General features: G+C 71.9%; 19 protein-coding genes and 1 tRNA gene. 12 read left to right on the top strand and 8 right to left on the bottom strand.

Features of this window, described 5'->3' with window-relative positions:
- Positions 1–58: 58 nt before the first annotated feature.
- On the bottom strand, positions 59–736 hold the full coding sequence (locus ACWGIF_RS22235; protein ID WP_453499925.1) for a TetR/AcrR family transcriptional regulator: 678 nt from the start codon (positions 734–736) through the stop codon (positions 59–61).
- Between the two features lie 139 nt (positions 737–875).
- On the opposite strand from ACWGIF_RS22235, the gene ACWGIF_RS22240 reads away from it, so the two are divergent.
- The 8 genes from ACWGIF_RS22240 (at position 876) to ACWGIF_RS22275 (ending at position 8,367) form a co-directional block, all read left to right on the top strand.
- On the top strand, positions 876–2,687 hold the full coding sequence (locus ACWGIF_RS22240; RefSeq protein WP_453499927.1) for an ABC transporter ATP-binding protein: 1,812 nt from the start codon (positions 876–878) through the stop codon (positions 2,685–2,687).
- Positions 2,684–4,399, top strand: coding sequence for an ABC transporter ATP-binding protein (locus ACWGIF_RS22245; protein ID WP_453499929.1), 1,716 nt, complete (start codon positions 2,684–2,686; stop codon positions 4,397–4,399). Before ACWGIF_RS22240 ends, ACWGIF_RS22245 begins: the two co-directional genes overlap by 4 nt.
- 186 nt (positions 4,400–4,585) lie before the next feature.
- On the top strand, positions 4,586–5,152 hold the full coding sequence (locus ACWGIF_RS22250; RefSeq protein ID WP_453499931.1) for a hemerythrin domain-containing protein: 567 nt from the start codon (positions 4,586–4,588) through the stop codon (positions 5,150–5,152).
- A 137-nt stretch (positions 5,153–5,289) separates the two neighbouring features.
- Entirely contained in the window at positions 5,290–5,553 is a 264-nt protein-coding gene (locus ACWGIF_RS22255; RefSeq protein WP_453499933.1) for a hypothetical protein, read from the top strand.
- A 15-nt stretch (positions 5,554–5,568) separates the two neighbouring features.
- Entirely contained in the window at positions 5,569–5,820 is a 252-nt protein-coding gene (locus ACWGIF_RS22260) for a hypothetical protein (RefSeq protein WP_453499935.1), read from the top strand.
- Between the two features lie 51 nt (positions 5,821–5,871).
- Positions 5,872–6,366 carry a DUF5709 domain-containing protein gene (locus ACWGIF_RS22265; RefSeq protein ID WP_453499937.1) on the top strand — a complete coding sequence of 165 codons (495 nt, stop codon included), beginning with the start codon at positions 5,872–5,874 and terminating at the stop codon, positions 6,364–6,366.
- A 173-nt stretch (positions 6,367–6,539) separates the two neighbouring features.
- The gene (locus ACWGIF_RS22270; RefSeq protein ID WP_453499939.1) at positions 6,540–7,415 is read left to right on the top strand and encodes a glycosyltransferase family 2 protein; all 876 of its coding nucleotides are present in this window, start codon (positions 6,540–6,542) and stop codon (positions 7,413–7,415) included.
- Positions 7,416–7,665: 250 nt separating this feature from the next.
- Positions 7,666–8,367: an AAA family ATPase gene (locus ACWGIF_RS22275; protein ID WP_453499941.1), complete on the top strand. Its 702-nt coding sequence runs from the start codon at positions 7,666–7,668 to the stop codon at positions 8,365–8,367.
- Positions 8,368–8,486: 119 nt separating this feature from the next.
- On the opposite strand, the gene ACWGIF_RS22280 is transcribed toward ACWGIF_RS22275, so the two are convergent.
- Positions 8,487–8,560 (bottom strand) — tRNA-Pro (locus ACWGIF_RS22280).
- 109 nt (positions 8,561–8,669) lie between these two features.
- Between ACWGIF_RS22280 and ACWGIF_RS22285 the strand changes: the two genes are divergently transcribed.
- Entirely contained in the window at positions 8,670–9,155 is a 486-nt protein-coding gene (locus ACWGIF_RS22285; protein ID WP_453499943.1) for a DUF309 domain-containing protein, read from the top strand.
- Here ACWGIF_RS22285 and ACWGIF_RS22290 read toward each other — a convergent pair.
- From ACWGIF_RS22290 to ACWGIF_RS22305, 4 genes are read right to left on the bottom strand one after another with little or no spacing between them, the layout of a single operon-like run.
- The gene (locus ACWGIF_RS22290) at positions 9,132–9,527 is read right to left on the bottom strand and encodes a VOC family protein (RefSeq protein WP_453499945.1); all 396 of its coding nucleotides are present in this window, start codon (positions 9,525–9,527) and stop codon (positions 9,132–9,134) included. The genes ACWGIF_RS22285 and ACWGIF_RS22290 overlap by 24 nt on opposite strands.
- A gap of 4 nt (positions 9,528–9,531) precedes the next feature.
- Positions 9,532–10,170, bottom strand: a complete 639-nt coding sequence (locus tag ACWGIF_RS22295) for a LutC/YkgG family protein (RefSeq protein ID WP_453499947.1) — start codon at positions 10,168–10,170, stop codon at positions 9,532–9,534.
- Positions 10,167–11,636 carry a lactate utilization protein B gene (locus ACWGIF_RS22300; RefSeq protein WP_453499949.1) on the bottom strand — a complete coding sequence of 490 codons (1,470 nt, stop codon included), beginning with the start codon at positions 11,634–11,636 and terminating at the stop codon, positions 10,167–10,169. The genes ACWGIF_RS22295 and ACWGIF_RS22300 overlap by 4 nt, the downstream gene beginning before the upstream one ends.
- The gene (locus ACWGIF_RS22305) at positions 11,633–12,388 is read right to left on the bottom strand and encodes a (Fe-S)-binding protein (protein ID WP_453499951.1); all 756 of its coding nucleotides are present in this window, start codon (positions 12,386–12,388) and stop codon (positions 11,633–11,635) included. The genes ACWGIF_RS22300 and ACWGIF_RS22305 overlap by 4 nt, the downstream gene beginning before the upstream one ends.
- An 18-nt stretch (positions 12,389–12,406) precedes the next feature.
- On the opposite strand from ACWGIF_RS22305, the gene cobF reads away from it, so the two are divergent.
- The gene (cobF, locus tag ACWGIF_RS22310; protein WP_453499953.1) at positions 12,407–13,159 is read left to right on the top strand and encodes a precorrin-6A synthase (deacetylating); all 753 of its coding nucleotides are present in this window, start codon (positions 12,407–12,409) and stop codon (positions 13,157–13,159) included.
- Here the strand turns inward: cobF and ACWGIF_RS22315 are convergent.
- Both ACWGIF_RS22315 and ACWGIF_RS22320 read right to left on the bottom strand, forming a co-directional pair.
- A complete protein-coding gene (locus ACWGIF_RS22315) occupies positions 13,146–14,348 on the bottom strand; it encodes an aminotransferase class V-fold PLP-dependent enzyme (RefSeq protein WP_453499955.1) in 1,203 nt (400 codons plus the stop codon). The genes cobF and ACWGIF_RS22315 overlap by 14 nt on opposite strands.
- 83 nt (positions 14,349–14,431) lie before the next feature.
- Positions 14,432–15,307, bottom strand: coding sequence for a potassium channel family protein (locus tag ACWGIF_RS22320; protein WP_453499957.1), 876 nt, complete (start codon positions 15,305–15,307; stop codon positions 14,432–14,434).
- Positions 15,308–15,587: 280 nt separating this feature from the next.
- On the opposite strand from ACWGIF_RS22320, the gene ACWGIF_RS22325 reads away from it, so the two are divergent.
- Entirely contained in the window at positions 15,588–15,863 is a 276-nt protein-coding gene (locus ACWGIF_RS22325) for an isoamylase early set domain-containing protein (RefSeq protein WP_453499959.1), read from the top strand.
- Between the two features lie 117 nt (positions 15,864–15,980).
- Positions 15,981–16,382 (top strand): cofilin family protein, encoded by a 402-nt coding sequence (locus ACWGIF_RS22330; protein ID WP_453499961.1) that lies wholly within the window; start codon positions 15,981–15,983, stop codon positions 16,380–16,382.
- Positions 16,383–16,476 lie beyond the last annotated feature (94 nt).

Below are 16,476 nucleotides of genomic sequence, written 5' to 3' on the forward strand. Positions count from 1 at the left end.
GGAGCGGTCGGCCGGTGCGGTGAGCCGGCCCGTGGCGGCCTGACACCGGAACGGACGGTCACGCACGGCCGGGGGTGACTTGTGCGAGCAGCCCGTCGACGAACGTGCGCAGTCCCTGGGGGTAGATGTCCCGTGCGGCCAGCGCGGCCCATCGGATGCCGATGGCGGCCAGGTGGGGCACCTTGGACGGGTCCAGGTCGTCGCGGTAGGCGAAGGGCTCGCCCTCGGCCTGCCGACGGGCGGAGTGGGCGCGGACCAGGACCTCGCCGACGGTGAAGTACCAGATGCTGCGGAAGACGTCGACACTCTGCTCGGGCGTGCATCCGTGGTCGTCGGCTCCGGCCACGATGGCCTCGACCATCCACATCGCCGATTCGTCGAGGAGGCCGACGAAACCGTCGGCGGAGAGCACCTCTGCGGCCCAGGGCCAGGCCACGAGGGCGTCGTGCATCGCGGTGGCGGCCGTGACGATGCGCTCGCGTGGGTCGCCGGGCAGTGGGGGGCGTTCGATCTGCTCGACGTGGTGATTGAGCAGAAGGAGCAGCAGGTCGTCCTTGTTCCGGATGTGGTGGTACAGGGTCGTCGCCCCGATGCCGATCTCGGCGGCGAGGCGGCGGATCGTCAGCTTCTCCCAGCCGTCCTGGTCGATGAGCCGGCGGGCGGCCACCAGGATCTGCGCACGGGAGGTCAGGGGTGGCCGGCCGGTACGGCCGTGCGGTGCGGGCGCTGGGGACATCGTCCCATCATGCCGCCCCGCCGCCCCCCGCCTCGAAACGGGTGCGGGTTCAGCCTTCCATGTTCACAGGGGCCTGCCTCGTGCTACTTTCGGAACATGTTCGGAAAGCCAAGTGCGCTCAGCGGCGAGGGAGTTCGCAGTGACGAAGCAGTCCGCACCACCCGATGCCGGTGACGCGGCGGTACAGAACACGGCGGGGCTGCTGCGCCCCTATTACGTGCGTTTCGCCGCGATGGTGACCCTGCAGGTCATAGGCGCCCTCGCAGGCCTGATGCCGCTGCTGGCGGTCGTCGAACTGGGGCGCACCCTGCTGGCGCCCGGCCCGATCGATCCCGCACACGTCCGCAACGTCGTGACCGCGGGCGCTGCCGGCTTGTTCCTCCGACTGCTGTTCACGGCCGCGTCATCAGGAATCGGGCACATCGTGGACGGCCAGGTGCAACTGGCGTTCCGCCGGCAGCTGGCCGCGCAGCTGGGGCGCGTACCGATCGGCTGGTTCTCCCGGCGCCGGACCGGTGAGCTGGCCAGGGTGGTGGGGGAGGATGTCAGCGCCGTGCACCCGTTCATCGCCCACACCCCCGGCGAGCTCGTCTCCGCCTTCGTGGTCCCGTCGGCGTCGCTGATCTACCTGTTCGCCATCGACTGGCGGCTCACGCTGATCACCCTGATACCGGTGGCGCTGGCCGTGGCGCTGGTTCCCCTGATGATGACCCCGACCCGGCTGCGCGAGCAGGAGGAGTTCGACGCGGCCATGGGACGGATCTCGAGTGCCGTCGTCGAGTTCGTCCAGGGCATCTCGGTGGTCAAGGCGTTCGGCGGGTCCGGGCGCGCCCACCGCAGGTTCCTCACGGCGGTGGACGATTTCGTCGGCAGCTTCTTCCGGATGGTGCGCGGTCTCGCCGGGATCGCCGCCGGGATGCAGGTGGCACTGTCACCGCCGTTCGTCCTGCTGGTCCTCCTGGTCGGCGGTACGGCTCTGATCACCACCGGTGGCACGGCTCCCGCCGACCTGCTGCCGTTTCTCCTGCTCGGACTGGGCCTGACCGCTCCCGTGGCGGCCCTGGGACACGGCTTCGACGATATGCAGGCCGCCCGGCGCGCGGTCGGCAGGATCCGGGAGGTGCTCGCGGTGCGGCCACTGCCGGAGCCCGCGCACCCGGTCGCTCCGCGGGGTCACCGGGTGGAACTGCGTGGCGTCCGATTCGGCTACGAAGCCGGGCACGAGGTCCTGCGCGGGATCGACCTGGTGCTCGAACCGGGGACGACCACCGCGGTCGTCGGGCCGTCCGGAAGCGGAAAGTCCACGCTGGTCCAGCTGTTGCCGCGGTTCTTCGACCCGACCCACGGTTCGGTGACCCTGGGCGGTGTCGATCTGCGCGAGCTGGGCAGCCGAGAGCTCTACCGGACGGTCTCCTTCGTCTTCCAGGATGTTCGCCTGCTGCGCGCGTCGGTCGCGGACAACATCGCGCTGGCGGTACCGCACGCCGACCTCGACGACGTGGTGCGCGCCGCCCGCCTGGCGAACATCCACGATCGTGTTCTCGAGCTGCCCCGCGGCTACGCGTCGGTGATCGGCGAAGACGCCGGCCTGTCGGGTGGCGAGGCGCAGCGGCTCGCGCTCGCACGCGCCCTGCTCGCCGACGCCCCCGTTCTCGTGCTCGACGAGGCGACCGCCTTCGCGGACCCCCAGACCGAACAGGCGGTACGCCGGGCACTGGCGACGCTGGAGGGTGACCGGACCATCCTGGTCATCGCCCATCGCCTCGAGACGATCGCCGACGCCGACACCGTCGTCATGCTGGACAACGGCTCGATCGTCGAGCGCGGCAAGCCGGCCGAACTGCTGGCACGGAACGGTAAGTTCGCCGCTTTCCGGCAATCCCAACAGTCGGCGATCGCGGACCCGACCGAGACCCGCCATGACGCACCGCAAGGAGGCGAGCCCCGATGATCCACATGCTGCTGCGCGTGCTGGGCCACGAGTACGCCCGGCCGGTGCGTCGCACCGTGGTCCTGATGACGGTGACCGCGGTGGTCGAGGGTCTGTCCTACGCCCTGCTGGTTCCCGTACTGCGGGCCCTGTTCGGGAGTACGCCCGAAGACGCCTGGCCCTGGCTGACCGCGTTCGGGGCCGCGGTCGCGGTCTACGCGGCACTGCGCTATGTCGGCGACCGGTCCGGTTTCCATGCCGGGACCACGCTGTTGCGCGGTACGTACCACCGTCTCGGCGACCACCTGGCCCGGCTGCCCATCGGCTGGTACGACGCGAGTCGCCTCGGAGAGGTGTCCGCCCTGGCCGGCCGCGGCGTCCTCCAGGCGATGAGCGTGATCGCCCACCTGCTGGCACCGTTCATCTCCGCCTGCGTGACCCCCCTGACGATCGTTGCCGTCATGCTGGTCTTCAACTGGCAGATGGGACTGGCCGCGTTGGCCGCCGTACCGATCGTGGCGGCGATCCAGGTGCGGACGGGACGCTCGATGGCCGCCGCGGACAGGGAGCGCCACGAACGCGACCACGAGGCCACCGGGCGCGTCATCGAATACCTCCAGGCCCAGCCGGTGCTGCGGGCCGGCGGCCGGACCGCCGAGCGCTACCGGGCTCTCGACGACTCGCTGCGTGAAGTCCAGCGCGCCTCCCGCCGAACCGCGCTGTCGGCGCTGCCCGGCGTGGTGGGTCTGGCACTCGCGGTGCAGACGATGTTCACCGTCGTGCTGGCCCTGGGCGCCTGCCTCGCGCTCGGCGGTCACATCGGTGCGGCGGAGGTCCTGGCGATCCTGGTGCTGGCCGCACGCTGCGCTGATCCGCTGCTGTCGCTGGCCGACATCAGTGGCCAGATCCGCGGCGCACGTTACGAGCTGGCGCGGCTCGACGCGGTGTTGCGCACCGAGCCGCTGCCGGAAGCTCCCGAACCGGTCCAGCCGCTGCGCCATGATCTGGAGTTCGAGTCCGTCGCCTTCCGGCACGGCGAGCGCACCGTGATCGACGACCTGTCGGTGTCCCTGCCGCAAGGACAACGGCTCGCCGTTGTCGGACCGTCGGGTTCCGGCAAGAGCACCCTGCTGCAGTTGCTCGCGCGGTTCTACGACGTGGACGCGGGCGCGGTGCGTGTGGGGGGCGTGGACGTCCGCGCGATCAACTCGCACGTACTGATGGCCCAGTTCGCCATCGTCTTCCAGGACGTCTATCTCTTCGACGGCACGATCGAGGAGAACGTGCGCCTCGGCCGCCCGGACGCCGACGAGGCCGAGGTGCGGGCGGCGGCGACGGCGGCGCGGTTGGACGAGGTGATCGAGCGGCTGCCCGGCGGATGGTCGACGCGTGTGGGCGAGGGCGGCGCGCTGCTGTCGGGTGGTGAACGCCAGCGTGTCTCGATCGCGCGAGCGCTGCTGAAGAACGCTCCCGTCGTGCTGTTGGACGAGGTGACCTCGGCTCTGGACCCGGTAAACGAGGCAGCCGTCCACGAGGGCATCGAACGCCTGATGGCCGGCCGGACGGTGGTGATGGTCGCGCACCGCATGCGGACCGTCCGACGCGCCGATCGCGTCGTCTTCCTGGACGGCGGCCGGATCGTGGAGGAGGGCACCCATGACGCACTGCTGCGCCGCGGCGGCCGCTACGCCGCATTCTGGAACCTTTCCCTGACACCGGCAGCCGGAGAATGAGCCGGCGCGTGGTCCCCGACGGGTCCCCAGGCGCCGAGGAGGCGGCGCGTCGGCAGGCGGCGCCGCACGCGGGGTCCCCGGCCCTTCGCGCCCATGCGGCCGACACGCTGAGTGCAGCGGAACCACGCTCTGTGCCCGTAGCGCGATTCACTGGGTGGGCAGGAATCTCGTAGAGAAGGGAACCCCATGGGACACGGCGGTGATGTGATCGCGGAATTGATGACCGACCACGAGGAGGTCGAGGAACTTTTCGCGAACATCGAGGAGATTCCCTCCGGTGACGCCCGCAGAAAGATGTACGCCGACCAGGTCACCATGGAGCTCGTCCGGCATTCGGTAGCCGAAGAGGCGTACCTGTACCCCGCCGTACGCGAGCACGTTCCGGACGGCGACACCATGGCCGACAAGGAACTGGAAGACCACGCCGCAGCGGAACGCATCATGAAGGAACTCGAGGGATGCGACGCCGATCATCCTCGGTTCGACGAGCTCATCATGAAGCTGATGACCGAGATCCGCAGCCACGTGAACGACGAGGAGGACGATCTTTTCCCTCGCCTGCGGCAGGCGTGTTCCACGGAAATGCTGGAGAAGCTCGGCGACAAGGTGCGCCAGGCCAAGAAGACGGCTCCTACGCGTCCGCACCCGTCGGCCCCGGACAAACCGCCGGCCAACAAGCTTCTGGCCCCGGGGGTCGGGCTCGTCGATCGCCTGCGGGACGCGATGAGCGGACGAGGCAAAGAACCATCCTGAGAGGGCAGGCCCGCCCCCTTCGCCCGGTCGGCGGCACCTGTGGGGCAGGTGCCGCCGGGCATGGCGCCCACGGTGTTTCGCCTGCCCCTTCTCGGGCAGCCGCCCGGAGGGGTCATCGAGACAGAAGGAACACCGAGATGACCGAGCACACACCGGACGCCGCGCGGCAGAGAGCTGACGAGCGCGCCCGGAGCAGCGACGAACCGGGAGCCCACTCCGGCTCGGAGAGCCAGGCGCAGGAGCGCGTGGTGCCCGGTACGGCAAGTGCCCGAGAGGGTTACCACCAGGCCGGCACCGGTAGCGGGGAGCCCCTGGCCGGTGTCGAGGCCGCATCCGAGGAGGAACCCGAGAACCTCTCCGACACCGACTCCGACACCGGCTCCGGCTCCGGGAGCCGGTGAGAGGGGGACCGGGCCGTGGAAGTCACACGCGAACAGGTCCGCGCCCTCCTCGATCAATCCCGCGAGAACCACTCCCTCGTGCTGTTGGAGGGTCGTACGGAGGTCGTCCCCTCGGACCGACTGGCATCGGAGCCGTACGCCGGGGCCGTGGAAATCGCGTCCGGCCGTGATCTGGCCGCGACGTCGGCGTCCGGCACACCGACCGATCGGGACATCGACGCCTTGGCGTCGCGGCTGAACAGCGCGATCGCGCACCTCGGCGCATGATCATCGCACCGCTCGGCCGCGACCCCGACCGCCGTGCGAAAGGAGCGCCTGATGAGTGAGAACCAGATGGGGGACGACGTCTATCAACCCACAGGCACCCCTGAGGAGCAGCAGGATACGGCGTCCGTGGACCTCCAGAACGCCGTGGACGAGCGCACCTACGACGAGATGTTGGACGAGGGCTACTCCCCTCCCGAAAAGCCGTTGGGCGTCACCAAGTACGGCACGACGGCGGCTGAGCAGCACGCCGGCGAAACCCTCGACGAAAGGCTGTCCCAGGAGGTCCCCGACGTGGCGGAGCCCGAAGGGGACGGTCTGGGGGACCTGCCGGGCGGGCAGGGAGAACTGATCGACGCCGAGGCGGGGACCGACCGCGCCGGGCGACTGAGGGCGCCGGACGAGGGCGTCCGTACCGACACCACCAAGGAACTGATCGCCCGGGACGAGGGCATCGACGGAGGCGCGGCGAGCGCCGAGGAAGCGGCCATGCACGTCGTCGAGGGCGGTCCGCCTGTCGAGGGCGAGGAAGCGGACCCGGCTGCCTGACCCGGCGGCCGCGCCGGCCGTCGGCGCCTGACCACCCTGACCACCATCCTGACCACCCTGACCCCCCTGACCTGCGCTTCTCCGCAGGGGTCCGTGGGCCCCATGACCGATATGACCGGCCTCCCGTGGGCCTCGCGCACCATCCCGTCGATCCCACCCGAGGTGGCCCGGCCGTGACCCCCGATCCCCGCACCACCGTCGTCGTCATCACCCACAACCGCCGTGACCAGCTGCTGCACACCCTCGACCGGCTGGCAGCACTGCCCGAGCGGCCGCCTGTGATCGTCGTCGACAACGCGTCGACCGACGGGACCCCGGAAGCCGTCGCGCGTCTGCGGCCGGAGGTCACCCTCCTGGCGCCCGGCCGCAATCTCGGCGCTCCGGGCCGCAATCTGGGCGTACGCCACGCCCGTACGCCATACGTGGCGTTCAGCGACGACGATTCCTGGTGGGAGGCGGGATCACTGGCGCGCGCGGCGGACCTGCTGGACCGGCATGCGCGCCTCGGACTGATCGCCGCCTGCGTCCGCGTGGGCCCTGACGGCGACCCCGATCCGCTGAACGGCCTGCTCGCCGCCTCGCCGCTCGACCACGCCGTCGATCTGCCCGGGCCACAGGTGCTCGGCTTCCTGGCCTGCGCCGCCGTCGCCCGACGGGACGCCTACCTCCAGGCCGGCGGCTACCACCCGATCCTGTTCCTCGGAGGCGAGGAGACCCTGCTCGCCTACGACCTGACCGCGCACGGGTGGGGCGTATGCCACGTTCCGGACGTGGTGGCCGTGCACCGGCCGACCGGTGGGGTGAGGCCGGGCCGGCCGGCGGTCCAGCGCCGCAACGCCGCCCTCACCGCGTGGCTGCGCCGCCCGGTCCGCGTCGCTGTGGAGCACACCCGCCGGCTCGCCGCTGAGGCTCCGCGCGACCCGGAAGCCCGTCAGGCGCTGATGGGAATGCTCAAGCGGCTTCCGGCGGCGCTGCGCTCACGCCGTCCGCTGCCGCCGACCGTCGAGGCGGCGGCCCGCCTCCTGGACGCGGACGCAGTGCGGGCCTGAACCGTGATCGGCATGGGCGTCCCCCGGGCCGGTGGCGGTGGGCCTCTCTGCACCGGAGGACGCGTTGCCCGTCTCACGATTCCCTGTCCGGTCCCCAAGCGCCGCTGTCCGCAACTGGCCGACACGGACCGGTACGGCACGGGCACGCGTACGACGTACACCCTCCGGTGGGAACCGGAAGGGGCGCTCCCGGTGTGGCACGCCCCCACACCGGTTTCACCGGGCGCCGACGGCGTGTCATCGTGGCCGTATGGCGACAGCAGTGGATCTGGCCGTGCTCGTCGGGCTCCAGGCGTCCGGGAAGTCGACCTTCTACGCGCAGCGTCTGTCCAGCCGGTACGAGCTGGTGAGCAAGGACCTGTTCCCACGCAACGCCCGCAACAAGCAGCAGCGGCAGATGCGGCTGCTGGCAGAGCACCTGGCCGCCGGGCGGCCGGTGGCGTTGGACAACACCAACCCGTCACCGCAGGCGTGGGAGCCGCTCGTGGAACTGGCCCACGCCCTCGGTGCGACCGTGACGGCGTACTGGTTCCCGCCCGACGTGGCCGGCTCGCTGCGGCGCAACGCCGCCCGCCAAGGCCGCGACCGCGTCCCGGACGTCGGCGTCCTGGCCACGCTGAAACAGCTGCGCGAGCCCTCGCCGGCGGACGGCTTCGACGTGGTGCGCGAGGTGCGGTTCGACGGCCGCGGCGGCTTCGAGGTACGGCGGCCTGAGCCACCGCATACCGCTGGGCCGGGAGGGTACGTGCAAAGCATGAGAAAGCCTGACAGAAAGCCCGAATCCGATATCCGTGAGGCCGAGCAGGAGCGCGCTGAGGCCCAGCCGTTCAGCTACCCCTACCCCGAGCGCCGCCCGAACGTCCGCGCGGTCCGGCACATCACGCGCGAGCAGGCGGACGCCGACAGCCACCCCAGGCGTCCCCGCCCGCTGCCCCTTCCCGAGCAACACTGACGTGGTCAAGGGGCGTTGGTCCCCAAGTGGTCCCAAGTGGTCCCCAGCGGTCCCCGAAACGTTCAAAGGGCCGTTTCAGATTGCTCTGAAACGACCCTTTGAACTGCGACTTCTACAAGTCGGGACGACAGGATTTGAACCTGCGACCCCTTGACCCCCAGTCAAGTGCGCTACCAAGCTGCGCCACGTCCCGATGTACCTTCGACCTGCGGGTTTCCCCGTGCTCGGCGGCACATGCAGAACATTACCCCACGCCGAGGGGTGTGCATGCACGGGTAATCGCCGAGGGAGAGGATGGGGTCGTGAACGCACGGGACCGGGACGTCGAGGGGCGGGCGCGGAGCGCCCGGCCGAGGGATGGGCTGGGGCGGCCGTTGCCCTACGGGGTGCCAGGGGTGGAGCGGCAGCCCGAGGGTGTGGTGCGTTCGCCGGCGCAGACGGTGCGGGAGGCGCAGCGGCTGCTGGACGCCGGGATGCCGTTCCACGCGCACGAGGTCTTCGAGGACGCCTGGAAGTCGGGGCCCGAGGCCGCGGCCCCGCTCTGGCGGGGGCTCGCGCAGATGGCGGTCGGGCTGACGCACGCCGCGCGCGGGAACGCGGTCGGCGGGGCGCGGCTGCTGCGGCGCGGGGCCGCCGGGATCGAGGACGTGGATGGAGGGCCGTACGGGATCGACGTGCCGGGGCTGGTGCGATGGGCGCGCGAGCTGGCCGGCCGGGTGGCGGACGGCGGCCCGGCGGTCGATCCCGCGCGGGAGGCGCCCCGGCTAGCCGGCGGCGGGCTGGAGTAGATCCCAGCGGTTGCCGTACAGGTCCTCGAAGACGGCGACGGAGCCGTACGTCTCGTGGCGCGGCTCCTCCAGGAAGCGCACGCCCTCGGTGGTCATCCGGGTGTGGTCGCGCGCGAAGTCGTCGGTGTAGAGGAAGAAGCCGACGCGGCCACCGGTCTGGTCGCCGACCCGGGAGCGCTGGGCGTCGTCCTTGGCGCGGGCCAGCAGCAGGGCGGATTCGGTCGCGCCGGGCGGGCGGACCACGACCCAGCGGGAGCCGTCCGGGCGTGCGGTGTCCTCGGCGAGCTCGAAGCCCAGCGCGCGGGTGTAGAAGTCGATGGCCTCGTCGTAGTCGTGGACCACGAGGGCGGTCAGAGCGATGTGGGATGACATGCCCTCATTCTGCGCCGAGGAGGACGACCTCCAGGGTGCGGGGCCCGTGTACGCCTTCCACCCGGTTCAGTTCGATGTCGCTGGTGGCGGAAGGTCCGGAGATCCAGGTCAGGGGGCGGACGGGGTCGAGCCGTTCCAGTGCCTGCGGTACGGAGTCCACCACCTGCTCCGGTACGCGGATCACGCAGATGTGGTGGTCCGGGATCAGGGTGATGCGGCGCCGGCCCTGCTCGGGGCCGCCGTCGAGGACGATCGTGCCGGTCTCGGCGACGGCCAGGGCGCAGCCGGTGACCACGCTGTCGACCCGGTCCAGTTCCAGTGGGGTGGAGGCCTCGCGGTCGTGGACTCGGGTCGCGTCGGCCGCGGAGAGCCAGTACGGGGGCAAACCGGGTGGGACGAGGACGGTCCGGGACCCGCGTTCGCCCAGCAGCCGCATCAGCAGCAGCGGCAGGCCCTGCCCGTCGGTGCGGTGGACCTTCGCCCGGTACTCGGCGAGGTTGGCGGCGAGCAGGTCGGCGCTCGCGGCCGCGGTGCGCGCGCCGTGTACGCGGAGGTAGTCACGCGGGATTTCCGGGCCCGGGCCGGGCTCCGCCGCGGGAACGGCCCGGCGGATGCGGGCCAGGATGCGGTCCTTGCTGGTCACCGCAGGTTCCCCCGGTCTCGGGCCCACCAGTCGCGGAAGGATTCCGCCGGGACGGAGGGCAGTTCGCGCGTGTCGGTCCAGGCCCGCCCACGGCCGGGGAGTCTGCGGGGAGCCAGCCGGCGGGCCCGGGCCAGCAGGCGCTCCCCCGCGCGCAGGGCCGCGGGGCGGTCCAGGAGGAGCCGGGCGGCTCGCATGGCGGCCCGTTCGGCGGTGTGCCCGTGCGCGGGGCGAAGCCGTACGCGGATGCCGTCCCGTGTCACCGGGCCGCCCTGGGCCACCCGTTCGCGCAGGTGGACGAGGACCTCCGGGATGTCGATGGCGACGGGACAGACCTCGTAGCAGGCTCCGCACAGGGTGGAGGCGTAGGGCAGCGAGGCGTCGATCTCACTGCCTGTGCCCCGCAGTTGGGGGCTGAGGATGGCGCCGATGGGCCCGGGATAGACGGAGCCGTAGGCGTGGCCGCCGACGCGCTCGTAGACCGGGCAGACGTTGAGGCAGGCGGAGCAGCGGATGCAGCGCAGGGCCTGGCGGCCGGTCTCGTCGGCGAGGGTGTCGGTGCGGCCGTTGTCGAGGAGGACGAGGTGGAAGGCGGAGGGTCCGTCGCCGTCCGTCGTGCCGGTCCACATCGTCGTGTACGGGTTCATCCGCTCGGCCGTCGAGGAGCGCGGCAGCGTCTGGAGGAAGATCTCCAGGTCGCGGAAGGCCGGGACGACCTTCTCGATGCCCACGACCGAGATGAGGGTCTCGGGCAGGGTCAGGCACATCCGGCCGTTGCCCTCGGACTCGAGGACGACCATCGTGCCGGTCTCGGCGACCATGAAGTTGGCGCCGGACACGGCGACTTTGGCCCTCAGGAACTTCTCGCGCAGGTGCAGGCGCGCCGCCTCGGCGAGTTCCCGCGGGTCGTCGCCGAGCGGGACGGGTGCCGGTCGGCCCCACTGTCCCATCTCCCTGCGGAAGATGTCGCGGATCTCGGCCCGGTTGCGGTGGATGGCCGGGACCAGGATGTGGGAGGGGCGGTCGTGGCCGAGCTGCACGATGAGTTCGGCGAGGTCGGTCTCGTACGCGACGATCCCGGCGGCCTCCAGGGCCTCGTTGAGTCCGATCTCCTGGGTGGCCATGGACTTGACCTTGACGACCTCACGTTCCCCGGTGGCCCGGACGAGGTCCGTGACGATCCGGTTGGCCTCGTCGGCGTCGGCCGCCCAGTGGACGAAGCCGCCGGCGGCCGTGACGGCCGCCTCCAACTGCAGCAGGTAGCGGTCGAGGTGGCGCAGAGTATGGTCCTTGACCGCCTTGCCCGCCGCGCGCAGCCGGTCCCAGTCCTCCAGTTCGGCTACCGCCCGGGCCCGCTTGTCGCGGATGGTGTGCGTGGCGTGGCGGAGGTTGGCGCGCAGCCCGTCGTCCCGTACGGCGTCGCGGGCCGCCTCGGGGAAGGCGGGCATGCCCAGAGGGGTACCGGTCACGACAGTGGCTCCTCCTCGGTCGCGGCCAGGATCTCGGCGAGGTGCAGGGTGCGCAGCGGGGCGTCCGCGCGGCGCAGCAGGCCGTCGAGGTGGGCGAGGCAGGAGTTGTCGGCCCCGCACAGCACCTCGGCGCCGGTGGCGGCCGCGGAGGCGATCTTGTCGGCGCCCATGGCGGTCGAGACGTCCGGGTTCTTGACGGCGAAGGTGCCGCCGAAGCCGCAGCACTCGTCGGCACCCGGCAGCTCGACGAGCTCCAGGCCCTTGACCGCGGCCAGCAGCCGTCGCGGCCGGTCCCCGAGGCCCAGCCCCCGCAGGCCGTGACATGAGGGGTGATAGGTGACGGTGTGCGGGAAGTACGCGCCCACGTCGGTCACTCCGAGCACGTCGACCAGGAACTCGGTCAGCTCGTACACGCGTGGCGCGAGGGACTGCGCCGCCTGAGCCGGCCCGTCGCCGCGCCCCTCCTGCGCCGCCTTCCGGCCGATGCGCGGGTAGTGCTCGCGGATCATCGCCGCGCAGGACCCGGAGGGGGTGACGACGTACGCGTAGCCGGCGAAGGCCGCCGCCGTGCGCCGCACCAGTGGTTCGGTTTCGTGCCGGTAGCCCGTGTTGTACTGCGGCTGCCCGCAGCAGCTCTGGCCCGCCGGGAAGTCCACGTCGACGCCGAGCCGCTCCAGGAGACGTACGACGGCGATGCCGGTCCGCGGGTACAGCGCGTCGGTGACGCAGGTGACGAACAGGGCGACGCGCATGACGGGCAGAATAGCCGGGTGAAGAAGTTCTCAGTGATCGGCATAGGCGCGGGCGACCCGGACCACCTGACCCTCCAGGCGGTCAAGGCGATCGGCGCGGCGGACGCATTTCTCATCCTGGAGAAGGGCGAGGAGAAGGCGGATCTGACCGGGCTGCGGCGCGCGATGCTCGACGCGCACGCCCGGCCCGGCCACCGGCTGGTGGAAGGCCGCGACCCGGACCGGGACCGGACCCCCGCCGACTACACCCCGACGGTGGACGGCTGGCGCAGCGCGCGGGCCGAGCTCTTCGAGCGGTTCATCGCGGAGGACCTGGCGGAGGGCGAGACCGGCGCGTTCCTGGTGTGGGGCGACCCCTCGCTCTACGACTCCACGCTCGCGATCCTCGACGAGGTGCTGGAGCGTGGCCGGGTGGCCTTCGAGCACGAGGTCGTGCCCGGCATCAGCAGCGTCTCGGCGCTGCTGGCGCGGCACCGGACCAACCTGAATCGGGTCGGGCGCCCGGTCCAGATCACCACCGGGCGCCGGCTGGCCGAGGGCTGGCCGCAGGACGTGGACGACGTGGTGGTGATGCTGGACGCGCGGCACGCCTTCACCGCCCACCTGGATCAGGACCTCCACATCTACTGGGGGGCCTACGTGGGCACCCCGGACGAGATCCTGGTGCAGGGCAGGCTGGCGGAGGTCGCGGGGCGGATCGAGGAGCTGCGCACCGAGGCCCGCGCCCGGAAGGGCTGGATCATGGACACGTACCTGCTCAGGCGCGGCTGACGGCCCTGCCGAGGTAGCCGGGCAGGGCGGCGGCGAGGCGGGCGTACTCCTGGGGCCGGTTGTAGATCTGCCCGCAGACCCGGATGCCGCCGCCGCCCGGCCGGGGCCAGATGAGCACCCGCACGTGCAGCCGCGCCGCGAGTTCCTCGCGCAGGGCGCGGGCGCGCTCCGGGGTCTCGGCGACCCCGGACGGCAGGCGCAGGGTGCGCATGGCGAGGCCGGCGGTGTACGGCAGCGGGGTGAGCCCGGGGATCTCGCCGAGCAGCGCCGCACCGTGGGCGGCGAGGGCGCTGTTGTGGGCCCGGACCTTGGCCGCGTCGAGGCGTTCGAGGAGGTCCAGCCCCTCGGGGGCGGCGAGCCAGCCGGTGTAGTCGGCGGTGGCGCGGTTCTCCACGGAGCGCGGGAATCCGTGCTGGTCCTCCCATGACGGTACGAGTGCACGGATCCGGTGGCGGTGCTGCGGGGCGACGGCGAGGAGCGCGCTGCCGGAGGGTGCGTAGCCCCACTTGTGAAGGTTGCCGAACCAGAAGTCGGCGCCCCCTGCGAGGGGGTCGGCGAGCATGCCGGGGGCGTGGGCGCCGTCGACGACGGTGGTGACCCCGCGTTCCCGCAGGTCGGCGAGGAGCCGGGGGGAGGCGATGAGCCGGGCGGTGGGCGAGCTGAGGTGGTCGAGTACGGCCACCCGTGTCCGGGGCGTCAGCGCGGCCAGCACGGTCTCCCGTACGGCGTCCTCGTCGGGCAGCCCGGGGTCCAGGGCGACGGTGGTGACGGGGGCTCGGCGGGCGGCGGCCGCGACGACGGTGCCGTAACCGTGGTCGGTGACCAGGATCTCGTCGCCGTCGGCGAGCGGGACGGCGTCGAGGGCGAGGTTGGCGCCTTCGGTGGCGTTGGAGATGAAGGCGATGCCTTCGGGGTCGGCGCCGAGGTGCGCGGCGATCCGGGCGCGGGCCGCGGCGAGGCGGTCCGGAACGGTGAGGAAGAAGGCGTCGGGGTCGGCGTGCGCCTCTTCGCGCAGCGCGGCCTGGGCCTCCTGGACGGGGACGGGGACCGCGCCGAAGGAGCCGTGGTTCAGGTGGGCGACGCGGGGGTCCAGACGGAACAGGGCCGGCCCGCCGGGAAACTCGGCGGGATCACCCGCCGGGACCTCGACGGGGGAACCGGCAGCGGCTGGACGTGTCGGCTCGGTCACGGGTCCTCCGTGGATGCGGCGCGGCTGTCGCCCGGATCATCTCCCGCCACGGCCGTCGCCGGAAGAGCGCCACACGCTTCCCGTCAGGGGCCGGCGTGGCGTCCGTGGTCGCGCGCGAAGGCGTCGAACACCTGCCCGGGGGGTCCGCCGGTGTGGAGGAAACGCTGGTCGAGGATGACGGCGAGGTCCTCCAGGGCGGCGCGCAGGACGGCGGCGGCGAGGCGGACGTCGGGGTGGCGGGCTCCCGCCGCCTGGTCGGCCAGGTTGTCGGCATAGGGAAGGTGGCGGGCGAGAGAAGTGCGGTCGTCTCCGTCGTAGAAGTAGTACGACTCGGCGTACTGCATGAAGTCGACGGAGATCACCGAGATGCCGGCGGCGAGGCTGTCGAGGACCGCCACCCCCGCGTCCGTGTCGATCTGTTCCGTCGTGGGGTGGGTGCGCGAGAGGTGCGAGAGGCGCAGCGCCAGTGCGCGCCGCCGGGCCAGTGCGGGGTAGATGCCGAGGGTCCACGACACCGTGGCGCTCAGCAGGACGAAGCCGACGAGGGCCTCCATCGGGGCGAGGACGCGCAGCCAGCCTTCCGCGGGTGCGATGTCGCCCAGACCGAGCGTGGAGATGTGGACCAGGGAGATGTACAGCGCGTCGAGGAATCCGGCGTGATCGGACGGCCGCAGTCCGGCGGCGAAGGTGAAGGCGTCGGGCATGTGCGGCCAGTAGATCAAGGCCCACCCCACCACCAAGGTCAGCGCCCAGACGGCGACCACCGCCACCATCGCGAGGGGTCCCGCCAGCCCCGAAGCCCGGCGCCGCGTCGTGAGGGTCCCTGACAGACGCCACAGGCACGACATGATCAGCCGGCTCAGACCTCCGTGGCGCGTGGGGTGCCACAGCGTATGGAAGACGTCCCGGAGCACGTAGAGCACCAGGACGAGGCCCACGGCGTTGGTGAACCAGCCCACTCGACCCTTCCCTTCCCCGGCCGCCTGGACCGGATCCTGTCGACCGTGTTCCCGGCGGTACCGACGCCGGCGCTCCTCCCCTGCCCCCCGCCGCGTCGCGCGGCGCGGCGGGGGCTGGGAGGGTCGCCCGTCCGGCGGCCCCGCCGAAGGCCCGGCGGCGGGTGGCTCGCGGCCACCCGGGTGACCTCCGCCCTGCCCACGGCGCTGTACCGCCGCTCCGCACGCACGGCGGCGCGAGGATGCACGGGCCGGTTCCCCGTTTCGTGACTGGAGGCTTTCAGTGCTCGAACGCAAGCAGCTCAAGGGCCGTACCCAGGTCACCTTCATCCTCCCCGAGGACCGTCCGGGCGGGCCCGTCAGCGTCGTCGGAGACTTCAACCACTGGAACCCCGCCGCCCACCCCCTGGAGCCCCGCGGCGACGGGACCCGCGCGGTAACGGTCGCCCTTCCCGCCCACAGCGCGCACTCCTTCCGCTACCTCGCGGCCGGCGATTACTGGTTCGACGACGAACACGCCGACAGCCACGACGGTGCCAACGGCCGGGTCCACACCTGACCGCCGGTCTGCGGGCTGCCTCGCGGCCCGCTGACGAGCCGGCCCCGCACAGCGGCTCTTCCGACGTGTGCCGCCCCACTGTCCCAGTGTCCTGACCAGCGCCGAGGTGAGATCTTCGTGACCAGCCCGACCGGCCTTTCGGAAGGCTCTCTTGAGGCTCTGCACCACCTGAGGGAGAAGCGGGAGATCAACACCGTGACCCTTCGCTATGCGGATGTCCCAGGCGTCCTGGTCCCGGAGGTCGAGGGAAACCTGACGCATGACGAGCTGGTGCAGGCCTTGCCGGCGGACGAGCCGCGGCTGGTCGTCCATGAGCTGTCCTTCGCCAGCCCGGAGGGCATGCGAAGGAACGCGCAGCTGCTGATCTTCTGGATGCCCCCGGATGCCGGTGAACAGGAGGAGACGTACACGGCCGGGTACAGCGCCCTGAAGGAGTTCCTCGCCGACGTGCACGTCCACCTCACCGCCCGGCGGGCCGACCAGCTCGAGTACCGAAGGCTCGTAGCCCTGGCCGGCTGAGGCCTCTGCGGCTTCCGGGCCCGGAAGCCCGGCGCGCCCGTGGCCGCCGCGCGGTGTTCCGCGCGGCGGCCGCCCGCGCGTTACACGCGTGGGA

The organism is Streptomyces sp. NPDC054849 (genome assembly GCF_053610945.1).